Consider the following 14095-nt stretch of genomic DNA (forward strand, 5'->3'; position numbering starts at 1 on the left):
ATTAATAAAATAAAATCATGGTGAAGTTTGTATTAATAGTTGCAGCCCTGTACGCCTGCATTATCTCATCCTCGGCCAAAGTACCGCTTACTGAATACTTGATGCCTGTGCCAAAACACATTTCGTGCAACGAAGGTAATTTGGGAATCGTAAAAGGTCGCATGCTTATATCTCCAGAAATAAAGGATGCCAGAATTACTAACTTAGCAAGAAAAGTTAAACAGCAATTATCTGACATTGGCATATCATGCGAATTAACTCATCAATTGGCTAATGGTGAAAAGCCTTTACTTGAGTTAGCCATTTTGAATAAGAAGGATGCTCCAACTCAAGGATACAAAATTGATATTGATGCGTCTGGCATTCGTTTAACAGGTAATGATGTGAAAGGACTTAATAACGGCATTAAAACCTTGGAACAAATCATTGACTATGCCAAGCAGTTTGGTGCCATTCCGCAATTGCATATTGAAGACCATCCGGATTATACCAATCGTGGTATCATGCTTGATATCAGCCGCGATAAAGTTCCAACTTTAACCACTCTTTTTAAATACATCGACCAATTTGCTTCTTGGAAAATTAATCAGGTTCAGTTGTATACCGAGCATACCTTTGCCTATCAAAATCACGAAAAGGTATGGAAAGGTTACTCGCCTTATACTGCTGAGGATATAATTGCCATTGATGCCTATTGCCATGCTAACTTCATTGAATTGATTGCTAATCAGAACTCTCTTGGGCACATGGAAAAGTGGTTTGACCACAAAGAGTATCAACACTTGGCCGAATTAGTACATGTGGTACCTAATGGCGAAAGACATGAAAGGAAACGGACGACATTTAATCCGGTAGATCCAGGCTCACTGGAGCTAGTCAATGGGTTATATGATGAACTACTACCTAACTTCCGTTCAAAGAGTGTAAATATTGGAGGTGACGAACCATGGGAACTTGGTTATGGTCGCTCAAAAGAAGAATGTGATAAACACGGCAAATCAGAAGTCTATCTGTCATACATGTCTGAAATCACACAAACGCTGAATGACAAAGGCTATGAACCACAAATGTGGGCTGATATCATTTTAAACTACCCTAAAGATTTACACCGTCTTCCTGATAACATCACATGCATGGTATGGGGTTATCGTTATTGGTATCCGTTTGATAAAAATTGCGAGAAAATGAAAAAAGCTGGCGTACCATTCTATGTTTGCCCAGGAACTTCCAGCTGGCGATCATTTATAGGACGTTTGCCCAATGCCCTTGAAAACCAACAGAAGGCAGCCATAGCCGGAAAACAACACGGTGCCATCGGTTATTTAAACACCGACTGGGGGGATCATGGGCATTGGCAACCGTATGCTATTAGTTATCCTCCGCTGATGTACGGGGCCGCTTTAAGCTGGAGTGTTAACGAAAACATGGAACTAAACATTGAGCAAGCTGTAGCTAACCATGCTATTGAAAGTGGCAATAAAGAAATAGCTCATCAACTTATAGAACTGGGGCATGTTTATAAACTGTACGATGAAGACCTAAGAAGGTATGTTAATACGTTTTATGAAATGCTATTACAACCTGACAGCCTGCTTACAACAGAGCGATTTGCTCATGTCAACCTCAAAAAAACACACAAGGTTATAGATAAATTAACCACTATCATCAAGGTGCTCGAAAACTGTAACAAATACAATCAGGAAGATGAGTTGCTGGCAAAAGAACTTATGGTGGCTGCCCAATTTGCAAAACATACAGCATTGCAGGCAAAGGCAAGACTTACTTTACATGATAATAAAATATCAAAGGCCTCAGATAAGGTAAAATATGATTTGCAAAGTGATTTAAAATCAATCCTGCACGATTATCAGCTCCTATGGCTTGAGCGTAACCGTCCGGGTGGCTTACAGCAAAGTTTAGAGAAATTTAAGCCAGTAATGGATGCTTACACCATTAACTAATTTCTCGCTTAATTAAAAATACCAATACAAATGAAACACATTAAATACAACAGAAACCTCAAGTTAGTACCATTCATTCTCATCGCTTTGCTTTTATCGGCCTGCTCTTCTAAAAAGGCCAACTTAGTGGCAAAAAAACCTAACATCATCATGTTTTTGGTTGATGACATGGGTTGGCAGGATACATCGGTACCATTTTGGACTGAGAAAACCCCTTTGAATGAAAAGTACCATACACCAAATATGGAAAAATTAGCTGCCAATGGAATGAAGTTTACACAAGCTTATGCCTGTGCTGTCTGCTCCCCTACACGTGTTAGCTTGATGAGCGGAATGAATGCTGCACGTCACAAGGTGACTAACTGGACCTTAAAGCGTAATGCCGGTCCTGATGCAAAAGATGATGTTTTGGATTTTCCTAAATGGAATGTAAATGGAGTTCAAGCCTGTGACTCTATTGAAAATACAGTAGCTGTTACTCCTTTACCGCAGGTATTAAAGGAAAATGGTTATTATACCATTCATTCAGGTAAAGCACATTTTGGAGCCATTGGTACACCATCTGAAAACCCAATGGCATTAGGTTTCGATGTTAATATTGCTGGTCATGCAGCGGGGGCACCAGCTTCCTTTCAAGGTTTAAAAAACTTTGGACATGATAAAAATGGGAAACCAATCAATCATTGGGCAGTTCCAGGATTGGAAAAGTATCATGGAAAAGACATCAACCTGACTGAAGCATTAACCATTGAGGCTAAAATAGCCATGGACAGTGCACTAAACAAAGAGAAGCCTTTTTTCCTATACATGTCGCATTACACCGTTCATATTCCAATTGAGGCTGATAATCGTTATTACCAAAAATACCTTGACAAAGGTCTTGACAATGTCGAGGCCAAATACGCTTCAATGGTGGAAGGTATGGATGCTAGTTTAGGAGATTTAATGAATTACCTGGAAGAAAAGGGAATTGCCGATAACACCATCGTATTATTTATGTCAGATAATGGCGGCCTTAGCGCTCACGATAGGGGTGGTGTATTGCACACTCAGAACGCACCCTTAAAAAGTGGAAAAGGCTCGGCCTACGAAGGTGGTATTCGAGAACCCATGCTCGTTAAATGGCCTGGTAAAGTGAAGGCAGGCTCTGTTTGTAACGATTACTTAATGATTGAAGATTTCTATCCTTCAATTCTTGAGATGGCAGATGTTATCGATTACCAAACTAAACAAACAATTGATGGCCTTAGCTTCGTACCCATGTTATTACAAAATGGTAACACCAGCAATAACCGCGCTCTGATATGGCACTATCCAAATAAATGGGGTCACAGTGGTCCTGGAATTGGTACATGTAGTACAATCAGGGAGGATGACTGGAAGCTGATTTACTGGTATAAAACTGGCAATTTCGAATTATATAATATTAAAGAGGATATTGGAGAGACCAATAATCTTAACTCATCCAATCCAGATAAAACCCATGAACTGGCAAAAAAACTAGCTGACTACTTACGTAGCGTAGAAGCTCAACGACCTAGTTTTAAAGAAAGTGGAAAAGAAGCTTTATGGCCTGACGAAGTGTTTAACTAAAACAAACAGAAAAAGACTAAGATAAAAAATTACAATAGCCCTTATTGATAACCATTAGGGGCTATTTTTTTCAATGTCGTCTCTTTTTTCGTTTCCAATATCTTCAATTGTACAATCTGCTTCTTCTGTTTCATTATTGAACTTTTATTGGTTTATAAAATAGGAATTCATCTCTTAACTTTTATACCAATCTGTCCAAATTAAGCTGAAGACCTACACCATTAATAAAGCCAGTTTATGAGACTGTCAATGACAATGTTTGTTACGGAGGAATTAAATGTCTCACCAAACAGTGGTTTCATAAAACTAAAATCGCTTCCATTTTCGTCTTTGCTGGTGATTTTTAATACTTTTTCTTTTATTGCTGCCCTTTCCTCTCTGCCAATCCTGATAATTCAAAAGCTCTATCATAAACTGGTAGTTCAGCTTTTCCCAATAACTCCTGCTTTGTTTTTCTTGATATGATTTTGAGGGATTCTGTACTTTATCCATGGCTTTAACTGCTATATATTCTAAGTGTGACTGTATTGCCTTTTTAACTGTTTTTTGCTCCTTAACATCAAACTGAGATGCCAGTTGGTTGTATATTTCACAAGCTTCTAAATCCAGCTCTTTTAGAACTATTTTTCTATTCTCACCATTATTCAAAACTGATTTTTCTATATCAATTAAAGCCTCAACACCAGCATAATTTGCCTGCTGCCTCTGCTCTGTTAATTCCCGAATGATTCCATAAAACCGATCATTACTGAGGGTAAATTGCTGCAAACGCATCTTATTTTTCTTCAGCAAAAATTGGGCATCAACTACTGTCTTATCCAAGGGCGAATAGATGTTTATATTGCCATTCTTTGTGAGTTTGTAGGGTAATAGATTGTGCTTGATAAAAGCCTCTCGTAATTCTATATTAGTGTAGAATCGATAACTTTTATTCAGCTCCTTAAGTATCCGTTCTGTCTTCAGTTTCAATTCTTGTTGTAGTTGTTCATTGGTTTCAGATGTTAGAGTGTCTTTTAAGTTCGGTGATTCTTTAAATTGGGATAATGAAATAGGATGGCGTAAGGTTCGTCCATCCTGGTCCTTAACTAATATAGATTGCCCTTGCTCTGATTGATAGAGTTCCAGGTTAAAAGCTTTAAGTATATCCAGGTATTCTTGCTGGTTAGCGACATTGGAACGATTCAGAAGTTTAATTACCTGCTGAATACTTTCATGCATATTAGTATTGTTAACAGTTGGTATCAGTTGTACCTTCTCAGGCTTTATTTTACTTGTTTCCAATTGATATCGTTGCTGCAACTCTTGTATAAACTGACTAACTTTTCGTTTTTCGTTGCTGTCACTAATCTTCTTTCCTGTATTTGCATCAATGCGGGTAGATACAATATGAAAATGCGTGCGCTTTAAATCTGCATGTTCATACACAAAATAAGGCTGATGGCCATAGCCCATGTTTTTCATAAAGGCATCAATTTCTTTTTTAATGCCAGCTTTTGTTAACTTTTCGAGTTCCTTTGGCGTTGGGTTGACCGATACATGAAAACACTTATTTCGACAACGTGTATTACCGTTTTCGATGGCTAATAATTGCTCCAAGCGTTGAGATTGGGAATAAACAAAAGGTGTCAATTCATTGGTATTCCTGCTATGAAGAAATCGGGCATGATCCTCCTCCACCTTTTGCTCATTATAATAGAAGGCATCTTTTGTTGATTCGGTCTGATGAATTTTTATCACCATTGTTTTATTTGATTTTTCGAAGGTGCTCTCCCAAAACCTGATAGCAACTTTTCAATTGCTCAAAACACGCTTTGAAGGTTTGCTGGTCATCTTCAGTTAATACATAGGTATTGTACGCATTGAGCTTATGAGCTATCTGATTGAGATTGGTGCCTATCTTCGTCAGGTTATAATCCATCGTTTTAAATATCCGGATGTAATCATCACTGACAGTAATCCGTTTTGCCAAGCGTTTTTTCAAAAGGCGTTCACGGGCATAATCACTGATGGAGTTGTATTTCTCCTGATTGACGCTTTCTAGAATCTGTTTCTTTTCCGTTGTAGTTAGGTGTATCTTAAACTGAATCGTGCGTCGCTGCTCCTTGGATTTTTTGTGTGCCATCAATAATAATTTCTTAATTTTTAGCTCTGTTTTATTTTAGTCCCACCGGGCAAGTACTTTCGTTTTTTAGGCACTAAAAAACACATCTTGCATCCACTTCGTAAGAGTCATTTCTTAATTCTCTTTTCAGAGAGAATCAGCATTAAAAAAGGAAAAGCAAACGTTTCTACTTTTCCTTTTCCGACAATGAATTAGCGATAATCAGCCACCCACTTTGGCAATTTTTCCTTGCTTCTGTGTTTCGGATTTTTCTTGCTTCTGAGTCGCCGCTTTCTCCTGTTTGAAATTGCTAAAACCTATGTTACGCTCAGCCGGGTTAATCTGAAGTGTTGCTGAGAATTTCTTATCATTGCGTCCGGTCATGCCTTTGAGTTGCACTTTCTCCCCGTTGGATAACTTTTCTTTCTGAGCATCTGTCAGAGTAACACCCTTGATTTTATCGGCCACCTGGATATTCTTTTGCTTCAGCGGAATAATCTCATGGGTCTTGGCATCGATGCCGATGTAATACTTATCCTTCTTGCCATTAAAATCCTGCAGCTCGATGGCTTTGCCAATGTTTTTATCCTGCAGCAAGGCCGCTTTTTCTTCTTTGGAGAATGCATGCCCCATAAAGCTATCCGGGATGTGTAATCGTTGAATGGGATGAATGCGTACCTTCATCTCGCCCTCTTCCTTTTGAAGACGAATCTTAGCCGGAATGCGGTAGTTCTCATCGTTAATCTTTGCACTGACCGTGTACAGCTTCTGGGAGCGAAAACCATTCAGGAAGTCGGTCAGTTCTTTCTTCTCCATCTTATCGACAAAGTCGCGTTTGATGCCCATTTTTTCGAGTTTCTCCAGGGGCACTTCATTGAGTCCATAACGTGTTTTTTGTTCCATCATTTCTATATTTAAGGGGTTAATAATTGTCTTTTTTAGCTCGGTCGCATCCGCTGCTGACAGATTTCCTGGATGTCATTGTGGATGCGCAGTCGGTTCCCTTCCATCACTTGCTCTTTATCATCAAAGTGGTAGTAGTCGGGCATACTTAGTTCTTTTTGAGTATTGATAAGACTTGGTTTAATAAGTGCGTTAAAGCTTTTTTTGGGGATGGGCTGTTCAAAACTATCGGCTACCTGCCCCACCATATAACCTTGTGGCAGTGTAGCTATCTTGCCTTCCGGCACCAGGTAGTCCATTTGGGTGGAGATGGTGGATGACTGAGTAGCCCGGTTGATACTCACCGATTGGCGTTCTTGCAACACTTTCCCCATACGGCTTTGGATGTATCGGGCTGTATCACCTGTGGCCTGACCGGAAAACACATTGCCTATATTGGTCAGGATGGCATTGGCCGCTTCTTTGCCGTAATCCCGCACCAATTGGTCAATGGTTTGGATACCCAGAAGAGTTGATATCTTATTGCTCCGTGCGGTGGCTATCAAGGTATCCAAACCTCTAAAGTAAATGGTAGGTAGCTCATCAAAAATAAGAGAAGAAGGCCGTTGCCCTTTCTTATTGATGATTTTCAGCATGCGCGTGATAAACAGGGACAGCACGGCTCCATAGATTTCAATGCGCAAAGGGTTATTGGCCAGGCAGAGCACCTTGGGTGAATCGGGATTATTAATATCCAGAGTAAAATCATTACCTGAACATATCCAGTAAATTTCTGGGGTGATGATTTTTGAGATGGCGATCTTCAGACTGCCCAACTGGCCTTCCAACTGTTCACTGGCTCCTCGTTGATGAGCATTGATAAAAGGGTTGATGATATTCACCACATCCTGCTCGGTGGCCATGATTTCAAAGAGGTCATCATAATCCAGTTGCAAAAGTTCAATGGCATGGGGCAAGGTGCAGAACTTCCCTTCTTCATAGCGTTTTAAAAACCAGATAACAGCGGCAAAGAAGGTCACTGCTGACTCGGAAAAGAACTCCCCTTGTTTGCGTATCCACTCTCGGTTCAGGTTATACAGAACAGTTCTTGAAGCTTCGAAGGCATCAATGGGGCTATCCATCAGTTCTGGCGCCAGTGGGTTGCAACGCAGACTCTTGGTGATATCATCCAGGTTGATCACACAAAACTGCGTGTGTACCGGCAATAGACCATTGACTCTGCCTCGTTGGTATTGCGTATAGGCCAAGGCTGATAAATCAGGGTATTTAAAGTCATAGACGCACATGGAAAAACCTTTTCGAAGGTGTTGCGAGATAAAAGGCTGTACCACGCCAAATGATTTACCGGAGCCGGGCGTCCCAATCACCATGCTGGCACGAAAGGGATTGACCACATTGATCCAGCCCTGACGACGTTTGTCGTTGTAGATATACTCACTTTGTAGGTTTACGGAGTAGTCGTTACTTCTAAGCGCTTCATCCTGCCAAAAGCTTTCGTTGCCAGTATTAAAGCGGTCTTTCATCAGGTTGACACTAATAAGCTTGCTCACATTATCAAAGCCCACATTCACCATCACAAAAGCGATGAGGGAAGTCAATAGGTAAGCCAATACGTAGTCCGGTAAAAAGTACAGACTCCCCCAATAAATGCTTAAGCCGGATAGAATCTGTAAAACAATGGTCGCTACTTTGAGCTCCGGTTCTTTCTGTGCTTTGGTGCCCATGCAGGTAATTAGCAACATGCCCAGGGTTAATAGTTTGGATGGAATAATTTCTGAGAGAAAGGTCAGTTGCATCAACCTTGTGAATACAAACTCCAAACCCACTAAATAGAAGTCCTGTGCCACAAAAAAGTCCATGCAGGTCAGGTAAAAAGACAGCAAGAGCAAGAAGTAGCTGATAAAGCGAAAGGCTTCATGCAGGCGAATCAGTTGGTTTCCTTCTGTTTGTGACATGGTGTTTGTTCTGTTTTTAGATTACTGTTTAATTTGGGTATTTATGGCTGTCATGCCTGACTCATCAAAGTGCCTTGGCTTTATCAATGGCTTTTCGTCCAAACCTAAGACTAAGGTCACGGCCGGTAAACCCAGACACTTGCTCCCGCAGGCTTATTTCCACCTCTTTGTGTTTGGGAATGGAGAAGCTTTTAAATACCAATACCAGCGTTTGTGTTTTCTGCGGTTGAATGCTTAGTTCGGATGATGATGTACGGATAGGCTCGATGCCATATTCCTGCACATTGGCCGCCTTCTTAGGCTTTTTATCACGCATCAATAGGCTTGGGACCTCTGTATTATAAATCAGATTGGAGTGGTTAAAAATGGTGAGCCTGACAAAGAGCAAACCCTGTCGAACGCGTATATCATCCAAGGATAGTTCAATACGGTGCTTTTTAAGGCTTTGAATTGGCCTATTACTTGCTTGTTGAATCTGTAGCTGGTGCATGCAGGCCAACAGTTGATGCAAGGGCATGTTGGTATTGGGCTGTTCTTTTAGTCCCTCCCCTTTAAAGTCATAGAGTTTAAGCTGCAAAGGGCACTGACTGTTGTAACTGACTTGAAAAGCATACAATTGATTGCCGCACACAAGCGTTAGTGAAGTACTATCTGCAAATGTTTCAACGGCTTTAATGCGCAGCACATGTGGATAGTCAGGAACTGGCTCAGCCATTAGTTTGGCATGACTGCCTACTTGCACATAACTCACCGCTACCGGACATAGTAGATGAACCGTTGAGTGTTCAGCTACCTGAATGTGATTTTGGGCCTTTAGGCTGATAAATAGGGACAGTAGCAGTATTGTAATAATCGGCGTTTTCATTGTTGTAGTTTTTAATAGGATTAATCATTTTTTAGAATCAGCACAGTATTTTTCCGGAGGTAGACACGCTTTAGTTTGACGCGTTTAATCATGGTCTTACTCAGGTCCGCCGCAGCACTGACACCCATATAAGACAAGGGATTATCCGATGGCGTCATCAAAATGGATGGATTGACATCTCCAGCGACGTCTTTGTAAACTCTGAGATTGACATTATCCGGGACATAAAGGCCACGAATACCATCCAGGTCATAGGCACTTAAACTGACTGGCAAAAATTCATCCTGATAAGGCACACTGCAAACCAATAGCTGCAGTCGTTCATTATCTGTTTTGCAAAGGCCATAAATCAAAGTGCCTGTAGGGATGATTTTCCCATTGATGTATGTATCGTTTAAGAGGCGCAGCATCACCCGGTTTCCGCTTAGCACTTTGCTGTCTTCTACCACTTGTGCTTTGATACTGGAGCTTAGCAATTCTCTTGGTTCAAAACCACCGCTGGATAAGATTTGGACTTCAAAAAAAGTTTGTTTTTGAGATTGCTGATTCACGATGATTTGGGCCTGATGCAGTTGCCGACTTAAGGAATCGTTTTGCTGCATCAGTCGTTCATGTGCATCTACCAGCTCAGTTAATTCTTCCAACTCAATGCTTGAACCATCACCCATGCTCACTTTTGAGGGTGATGTTCTCTTAATGGTTTGTTTTCTTACTTGACGTCTTACTGAGTTGCCTGATATTTGAGAATGCGTTTTAGTTGCCTCACTTAATGATTCTTCCCTCTTTTGATGGATGCCTTGCGTTTGATTTTGCAGAGCTTGTCTGGATAATTGTTCTTGTCTTTTCACATGAGCCAGCAAGACTTCATTCACATTCACTGCTGGCACCTTTTCCGTTACTTCCAATGGCGTTAATACCTGTGTGGTGTCAATATTTAGCTTGACAGGCTTTTGTGGTTCTTCAGCTGATATCTGCTCATACGCTTCCTGCTTATCCATTATGGCAATGTTACGATTGGCATCAGGCAGCTGATAGTTGGCACCGCCATTATCATTAGGAGTTGTTTGCTTGTTCTGTCCACTCGCACCGCCCAGAATATAGAATATCAGCACGACAAAGGGCAAGAGTCCCAGCGGCAGGATAAAGAGTGCTTTGTTTGTTTTAATCTGCGTTTTCATGGATGTGTTGGTTTAATAGTTGTTCAAAGGAATCGACAGGCATGGAATAAGGGCTGTTAGATAATTGTGTGCTATCGACTTCTAGCGAATCACTTACTATGCTTTTCCCAGTTATCTTCATTACTTGATGCGCCATCCGTAAGTGGGATTTCATAAACGACAGCAGGTAGAGCGTAAAGAGTGTGCCCAGAATGGCTATCCATTTGACTTTCCGCCTATGCTGACTGAGGCCTTTATCCTGCTGGTCTACTTTTTGAATCAGGCGTTTTACCTTATGCTTAATATCAGTCTTCATGGTATTTTCTTTATGGTTATTCTTAAAAATTAGCTCGTCTGGTGGTTTGCAAGTCACTGTTATCTTCAATCACCCAGCCTTCGATTAAAAAGCCATGGGTATTGTTATCGGTCCTGGAGATGTTTCGAAGCTGTCCCCTGCATATCAATTGACGGATGGTGGTATTGGATTTACGCACGATCTTCTGCTTGCCGTAATACTTAAAGCGATAGGGATAGGTGGAGAAATCCACTGTCACAGAGTCGCTCTGCAGGGTCATGCTGATATCTGAGGCTATCACCCGGTTATACAGGTTATTCTCCTTGAAGGTGCGATACTGCTTCATGGCACTTTTATCTGCCAGATAAAGAGCTTCCCGAATGTTGCTTTCGATATAGGCCTTGTCCGGCTCCAGGGTAAAGAACAGCTCATGAAAGCGCTTGACATGATGACGGGCTTCTGCCGAGCGGTTCTCTGAGATATCTGCTCTCAATGCCAGTAAGAGGGATTGCCCGTTATCCAATACATAGATTTTCTGGCGCGACTGCTTCACCAATTGCAGTGATGTCACATAAGTATAAATACCTGCCCCGATGGACAGGATGGTGGTCACCAGCAGTACATAAACAGTGTAACGAAACTGGCGTTGGATATGGATGAGTTGTTTCATCTTTTAGATTAATAGATTCTTAGATATTAGACATTTAGAAGTTTGAACGCAGAGACACTGAGACGCAGAGGTTTTTATTCCTTATGAGCATTTCTCCAGGTTTTACACTCCCTTTTCCCATCATGTAAATCAATGATTGGCCGGGGCGCCTCGCCCCTACTTTAGCGCACCTTTGGAGACGGCCATCATGGCGGCGGTGCGAAGCATTCGTCCACCTCCTGTGTTGGTGCCTGAAGCATTAACCACCCAGGTAGCAATTTTAGGTACCATCACCAGCCCACAGATACCACATACCGGCACAATGAGGCCAGACACAAAAAAGAGGGAAGACTGGTACATGCCCATGGAATTAATCAGGTTAATTTCAAAGTCCAGCACGTAGATAAGCAGGTGCTGTGTCAAGGACAGGATGATTAAGGCAATGGGCAGATAAAGGTTCACATTGATAAAACGGGCTATCCACTGCAGGTAGCTATCCTGAAAACCATCAAAGATGGATACTGCAAACACCAAAGGGCCAAAAATGACCAAGAGCACACAGAAGATGGTGCGCAAAAAGGCAATGAGGTAGACCACCACTTCAAAGGCAACTTCGGTGACCTGCCGCAACCCTTCCATGATGTAATAACTGATTTGGTTTCTCAGGGCACGTCCACTCACAATGTTATAGGTGGTGAGCAGCACGTTGATGCCTTTATCCCAGAGGTCGGCTTCTTTCTCTTCGTTTTCCATAAAAAGTGGCAGGTCGGTCATCAGGATGGCCCTTTGCTTCTCCTGCAGTTTTTCACTCACCAGTGGCTGCTGCCCGCTGTATATTTCTTCCGAAAGGTTCGTCAGCCCTTGCGTAGGCACTAACAGAACCTGAATAAAAGCACCCCAGAAGGTGATGACCAGTACAAGGGCAAAAGGCCTTAAGAGCGGTAGTATCATAATGGGGTTGTCAGCTATCAGCTGCTCAAAGATGCGCTTGGCGATATACAAAAAGGCCGCTATGCCGCCTATGGCTCTGGCCATATCCACCAACAAGCGCGCATGGTCAATGCCTATTTGTATCAGACTATCGGTGAATTCAAAGAAGTTTTCAATATTCATGGTGCTGGTGTTTTTAGTTTACTTGCTATTGAGATGGCCTTTTTCAGCAGCATTTAGGATATTATAAACTGCCTAAGAAACTTAGACTAGAAGTCCATGGCTGACTCTGCTGTTGATAACTCGCGATTTTATGTGCTGTATAATGAATGGTGCCCGTGAGTTGTCGAAGGGACTGATTAATGTCTGCCATGGCTTGTACTTTACCCCCTTGTTCAGCATCCAGCTGATTAATTAACAGCAATTCTTCCAGATAATTCTGAATATCTCGTTCAAAGCCTTCAGTGATGTCTTCCGAAACATTAGCTTGTTTAAGTCCATCCAATGCTTGAATGGCCTCGTAGAAAACAGCACTTGTTTGATAGATATCGGGTAAGGCAGTTAGTCGACTTTGTCGCAAGACATCCTCTATGCCTTGATGAATGAGCTGATTTACTTGGATGCCACTCACCTCTTCCATGGATTTTTGAAGAGCTTCTTTATCAATGTTTTTTAGCACCAGTTTAAGCCCATCATAAAGCCCCATATTTAAATAGCTCTTGGCATCATAAACCGGTAATGAATTCAGATAGTAGTAATAGTGCGTTGGGTAGATACGTACAAAAAAGTGTGGTACGGGTGGTAGCCAGCCTTTCCAACAAACAAAGGACACAGGGTAGTCGTTGTTCATACGTGGATAACGGCCTTTCCACTTCTTTATGGCAAAAGCACTTTGAGCTTCAGTGAGGCTTGCGCATATGACTAATAGAAGTATTAATAGCGTGATTATATTCCTTATTCTCATAACTGATAATTTAATTGGTTTCATACAGGCTGTAGTAAAAGGCGAAGGTCTTGAGGTCCCCTAGTTGGTAGCTCTTCATATAAGAGGCATAGAGGATTTTATTGTAGAGGTAGCAGATGGTACCATAGTGACGATGTACCTGTCGGTAGATGCCGTTTATCACATCATAGCGCGCTTTATCATCCATTATAAAGGCTTTGTCGATGGTGATGGTATTCAGCACTTCGGTGACCAGGTCACGGCTGTCGGTCAGAATGATATCGAAAGCCTGCAGGATGGCTGCCGCTTGCTGGGGTGTAAAGTTGTTGTCCCTTATCAACATGGGCACTTTATCGGTGTAGATATCCAATATCTTGCTGAGCATCTGCCGCGTTTCCTGTATACGCTTGTAGTCTTTTATAAGGCCGGAGACGTTCTCCACTGCATCCAGCAGTTGTTGGTCGATGCCCAATAGCTCCCCGGTCAATCCTTTTATATCGCCATTCAGAGCTTTGATTAGCAGGTTATACCAATTCATCTTGCTCAGGATACCCTTTTCCTGTGTCCAGAGGGCTTCGCGTTGAATACCTGCCCCTACATCCGTAACAGGTGCCTGAGCACTTAGGTGTTGATTGGCTAATAACAATAAGGTGGTTGATAGAATAAAGGTGTGGATGATTTTCATGGTGAATGATTTATTTCGTTGATAAATAGATTAAACACAGAGACTGAGAGGCGCAGAG

The 14095-nt window shown here is 41.7% G+C and carries 13 protein-coding genes; 2 read left to right on the forward strand and 11 right to left on the reverse strand.

Annotated features, from left to right (window positions below):
- The first annotated feature begins 17 nt into the window (after nt 1–17).
- Together ACRD7A_RS10370 and ACRD7A_RS10375 are read left to right on the forward strand one after the other, a co-directional pair.
- A complete protein-coding gene (locus ACRD7A_RS10370; protein ID WP_430811076.1) occupies nt 18–1961 on the forward strand; it encodes a beta-N-acetylhexosaminidase in 1944 nt (647 codons plus the stop codon).
- Nucleotides 1962–1991: 30 nt separating this feature from the next.
- Nucleotides 1992–3554 carry a sulfatase gene (locus tag ACRD7A_RS10375; protein WP_430811075.1) on the forward strand — a complete coding sequence of 521 codons (1563 nt, stop codon included), beginning with the start codon at nt 1992–1994 and terminating at the stop codon, nt 3552–3554.
- Between the two features lie 306 nt (nt 3555–3860).
- On the opposite strand, the gene ACRD7A_RS10380 is transcribed toward ACRD7A_RS10375, so the two are convergent.
- The 11 genes from ACRD7A_RS10380 to ACRD7A_RS10430 form a co-directional block, all read right to left on the reverse strand.
- A complete protein-coding gene (locus ACRD7A_RS10380; protein WP_430811074.1) occupies nt 3861–5294 on the reverse strand; it encodes a relaxase/mobilization nuclease domain-containing protein in 1434 nt (477 codons plus the stop codon).
- Between the two features lie 4 nt (nt 5295–5298).
- Entirely contained in the window at nt 5299–5676 is a 378-nt protein-coding gene (locus tag ACRD7A_RS10385; RefSeq protein ID WP_430811073.1) for a plasmid mobilization protein, read from the reverse strand.
- A 201-nt stretch (nt 5677–5877) separates the two neighbouring features.
- Nucleotides 5878–6561 (reverse strand): DUF3945 domain-containing protein, encoded by a 684-nt coding sequence (locus ACRD7A_RS10390; protein WP_430811072.1) that lies wholly within the window; start codon nt 6559–6561, stop codon nt 5878–5880.
- 32 nt (nt 6562–6593) lie between these two features.
- On the reverse strand, nt 6594–8513 hold the full coding sequence (locus ACRD7A_RS10395) for a type IV secretory system conjugative DNA transfer family protein (RefSeq protein ID WP_430811071.1): 1920 nt from the start codon (nt 8511–8513) through the stop codon (nt 6594–6596).
- Nucleotides 8514–8577: 64 nt separating this feature from the next.
- On the reverse strand, nt 8578–9378 hold the full coding sequence (locus ACRD7A_RS10400; protein ID WP_430811070.1) for a DUF4138 domain-containing protein: 801 nt from the start codon (nt 9376–9378) through the stop codon (nt 8578–8580).
- Between the two features lie 20 nt (nt 9379–9398).
- On the reverse strand, nt 9399–10556 hold the full coding sequence (traM, locus tag ACRD7A_RS10405) for a conjugative transposon protein TraM (RefSeq protein WP_430811069.1): 1158 nt from the start codon (nt 10554–10556) through the stop codon (nt 9399–9401).
- Nucleotides 10540–10851, reverse strand: coding sequence for a hypothetical protein (locus ACRD7A_RS10410; RefSeq protein WP_430811068.1), 312 nt, complete (start codon nt 10849–10851; stop codon nt 10540–10542). Before ACRD7A_RS10410 ends, traM begins: the two co-directional genes overlap by 17 nt.
- A 22-nt stretch (nt 10852–10873) precedes the next feature.
- Nucleotides 10874–11500, reverse strand: coding sequence for a conjugative transposon protein TraK (gene traK / locus ACRD7A_RS10415; RefSeq protein ID WP_430811067.1), 627 nt, complete (start codon nt 11498–11500; stop codon nt 10874–10876).
- A 156-nt stretch (nt 11501–11656) separates the two neighbouring features.
- Complete coding sequence (locus ACRD7A_RS10420; protein WP_430811066.1) at nt 11657–12592, reverse strand: TraJ family protein; 936 nt, start codon at nt 12590–12592, stop codon at nt 11657–11659.
- Between the two features lie 61 nt (nt 12593–12653).
- Nucleotides 12654–13373 carry a hypothetical protein gene (locus ACRD7A_RS10425; RefSeq protein WP_430811065.1) on the reverse strand — a complete coding sequence of 240 codons (720 nt, stop codon included), beginning with the start codon at nt 13371–13373 and terminating at the stop codon, nt 12654–12656.
- A gap of 10 nt (nt 13374–13383) precedes the next feature.
- Nucleotides 13384–14037: a hypothetical protein gene (locus ACRD7A_RS10430; RefSeq protein ID WP_430811064.1), complete on the reverse strand. Its 654-nt coding sequence runs from the start codon at nt 14035–14037 to the stop codon at nt 13384–13386.
- Between the last annotated feature and the right edge of the window lie 58 nt (nt 14038–14095).

The sequence above is a fragment of the Carboxylicivirga longa genome (assembly GCF_050589825.1).
GTDB lineage: Bacteria > Bacteroidota > Bacteroidia > Bacteroidales > Marinilabiliaceae > Carboxylicivirga > Carboxylicivirga longa.

Excerpts from the sequence above, each read along its gene's own strand:
- traK (WP_430811067.1), bottom strand. The coding sequence starts at position 11,500 with ATGAAACAACTCATCCATATCCAACGCCAGTTTCGTTACACTGTTTAT.
- ACRD7A_RS10410 (WP_430811068.1), bottom strand. The coding sequence starts at position 10,851 with ATGAAGACTGATATTAAGCATAAGGTAAAACGCCTGATTCAAAAAGTA.
- ACRD7A_RS10380 (WP_430811074.1), bottom strand. The coding sequence starts at position 5,294 with ATGGTGATAAAAATTCATCAGACCGAATCAACAAAAGATGCCTTCTAT.
- ACRD7A_RS10370 (WP_430811076.1), top strand. The coding sequence starts at position 18 with ATGGTGAAGTTTGTATTAATAGTTGCAGCCCTGTACGCCTGCATTATC.
- ACRD7A_RS10420 (WP_430811066.1), bottom strand. The coding sequence starts at position 12,592 with ATGAATATTGAAAACTTCTTTGAATTCACCGATAGTCTGATACAAATA.
- ACRD7A_RS10395 (WP_430811071.1), bottom strand. The coding sequence starts at position 8,513 with ATGTCACAAACAGAAGGAAACCAACTGATTCGCCTGCATGAAGCCTTT.
- ACRD7A_RS10390 (WP_430811072.1), bottom strand. The coding sequence starts at position 6,561 with ATGATGGAACAAAAAACACGTTATGGACTCAATGAAGTGCCCCTGGAG.
- ACRD7A_RS10375 (WP_430811075.1), top strand. The coding sequence starts at position 1,992 with ATGAAACACATTAAATACAACAGAAACCTCAAGTTAGTACCATTCATT.
- ACRD7A_RS10385 (WP_430811073.1), bottom strand. The coding sequence starts at position 5,676 with ATGGCACACAAAAAATCCAAGGAGCAGCGACGCACGATTCAGTTTAAG.
- ACRD7A_RS10425 (WP_430811065.1), bottom strand. The coding sequence starts at position 13,373 with ATGAGAATAAGGAATATAATCACGCTATTAATACTTCTATTAGTCATA.
- ACRD7A_RS10430 (WP_430811064.1), bottom strand. The coding sequence starts at position 14,037 with ATGAAAATCATCCACACCTTTATTCTATCAACCACCTTATTGTTATTA.
- ACRD7A_RS10400 (WP_430811070.1), bottom strand. The coding sequence starts at position 9,378 with ATGAAAACGCCGATTATTACAATACTGCTACTGTCCCTATTTATCAGC.
- traM (WP_430811069.1), bottom strand. The coding sequence starts at position 10,556 with ATGAAAACGCAGATTAAAACAAACAAAGCACTCTTTATCCTGCCGCTG.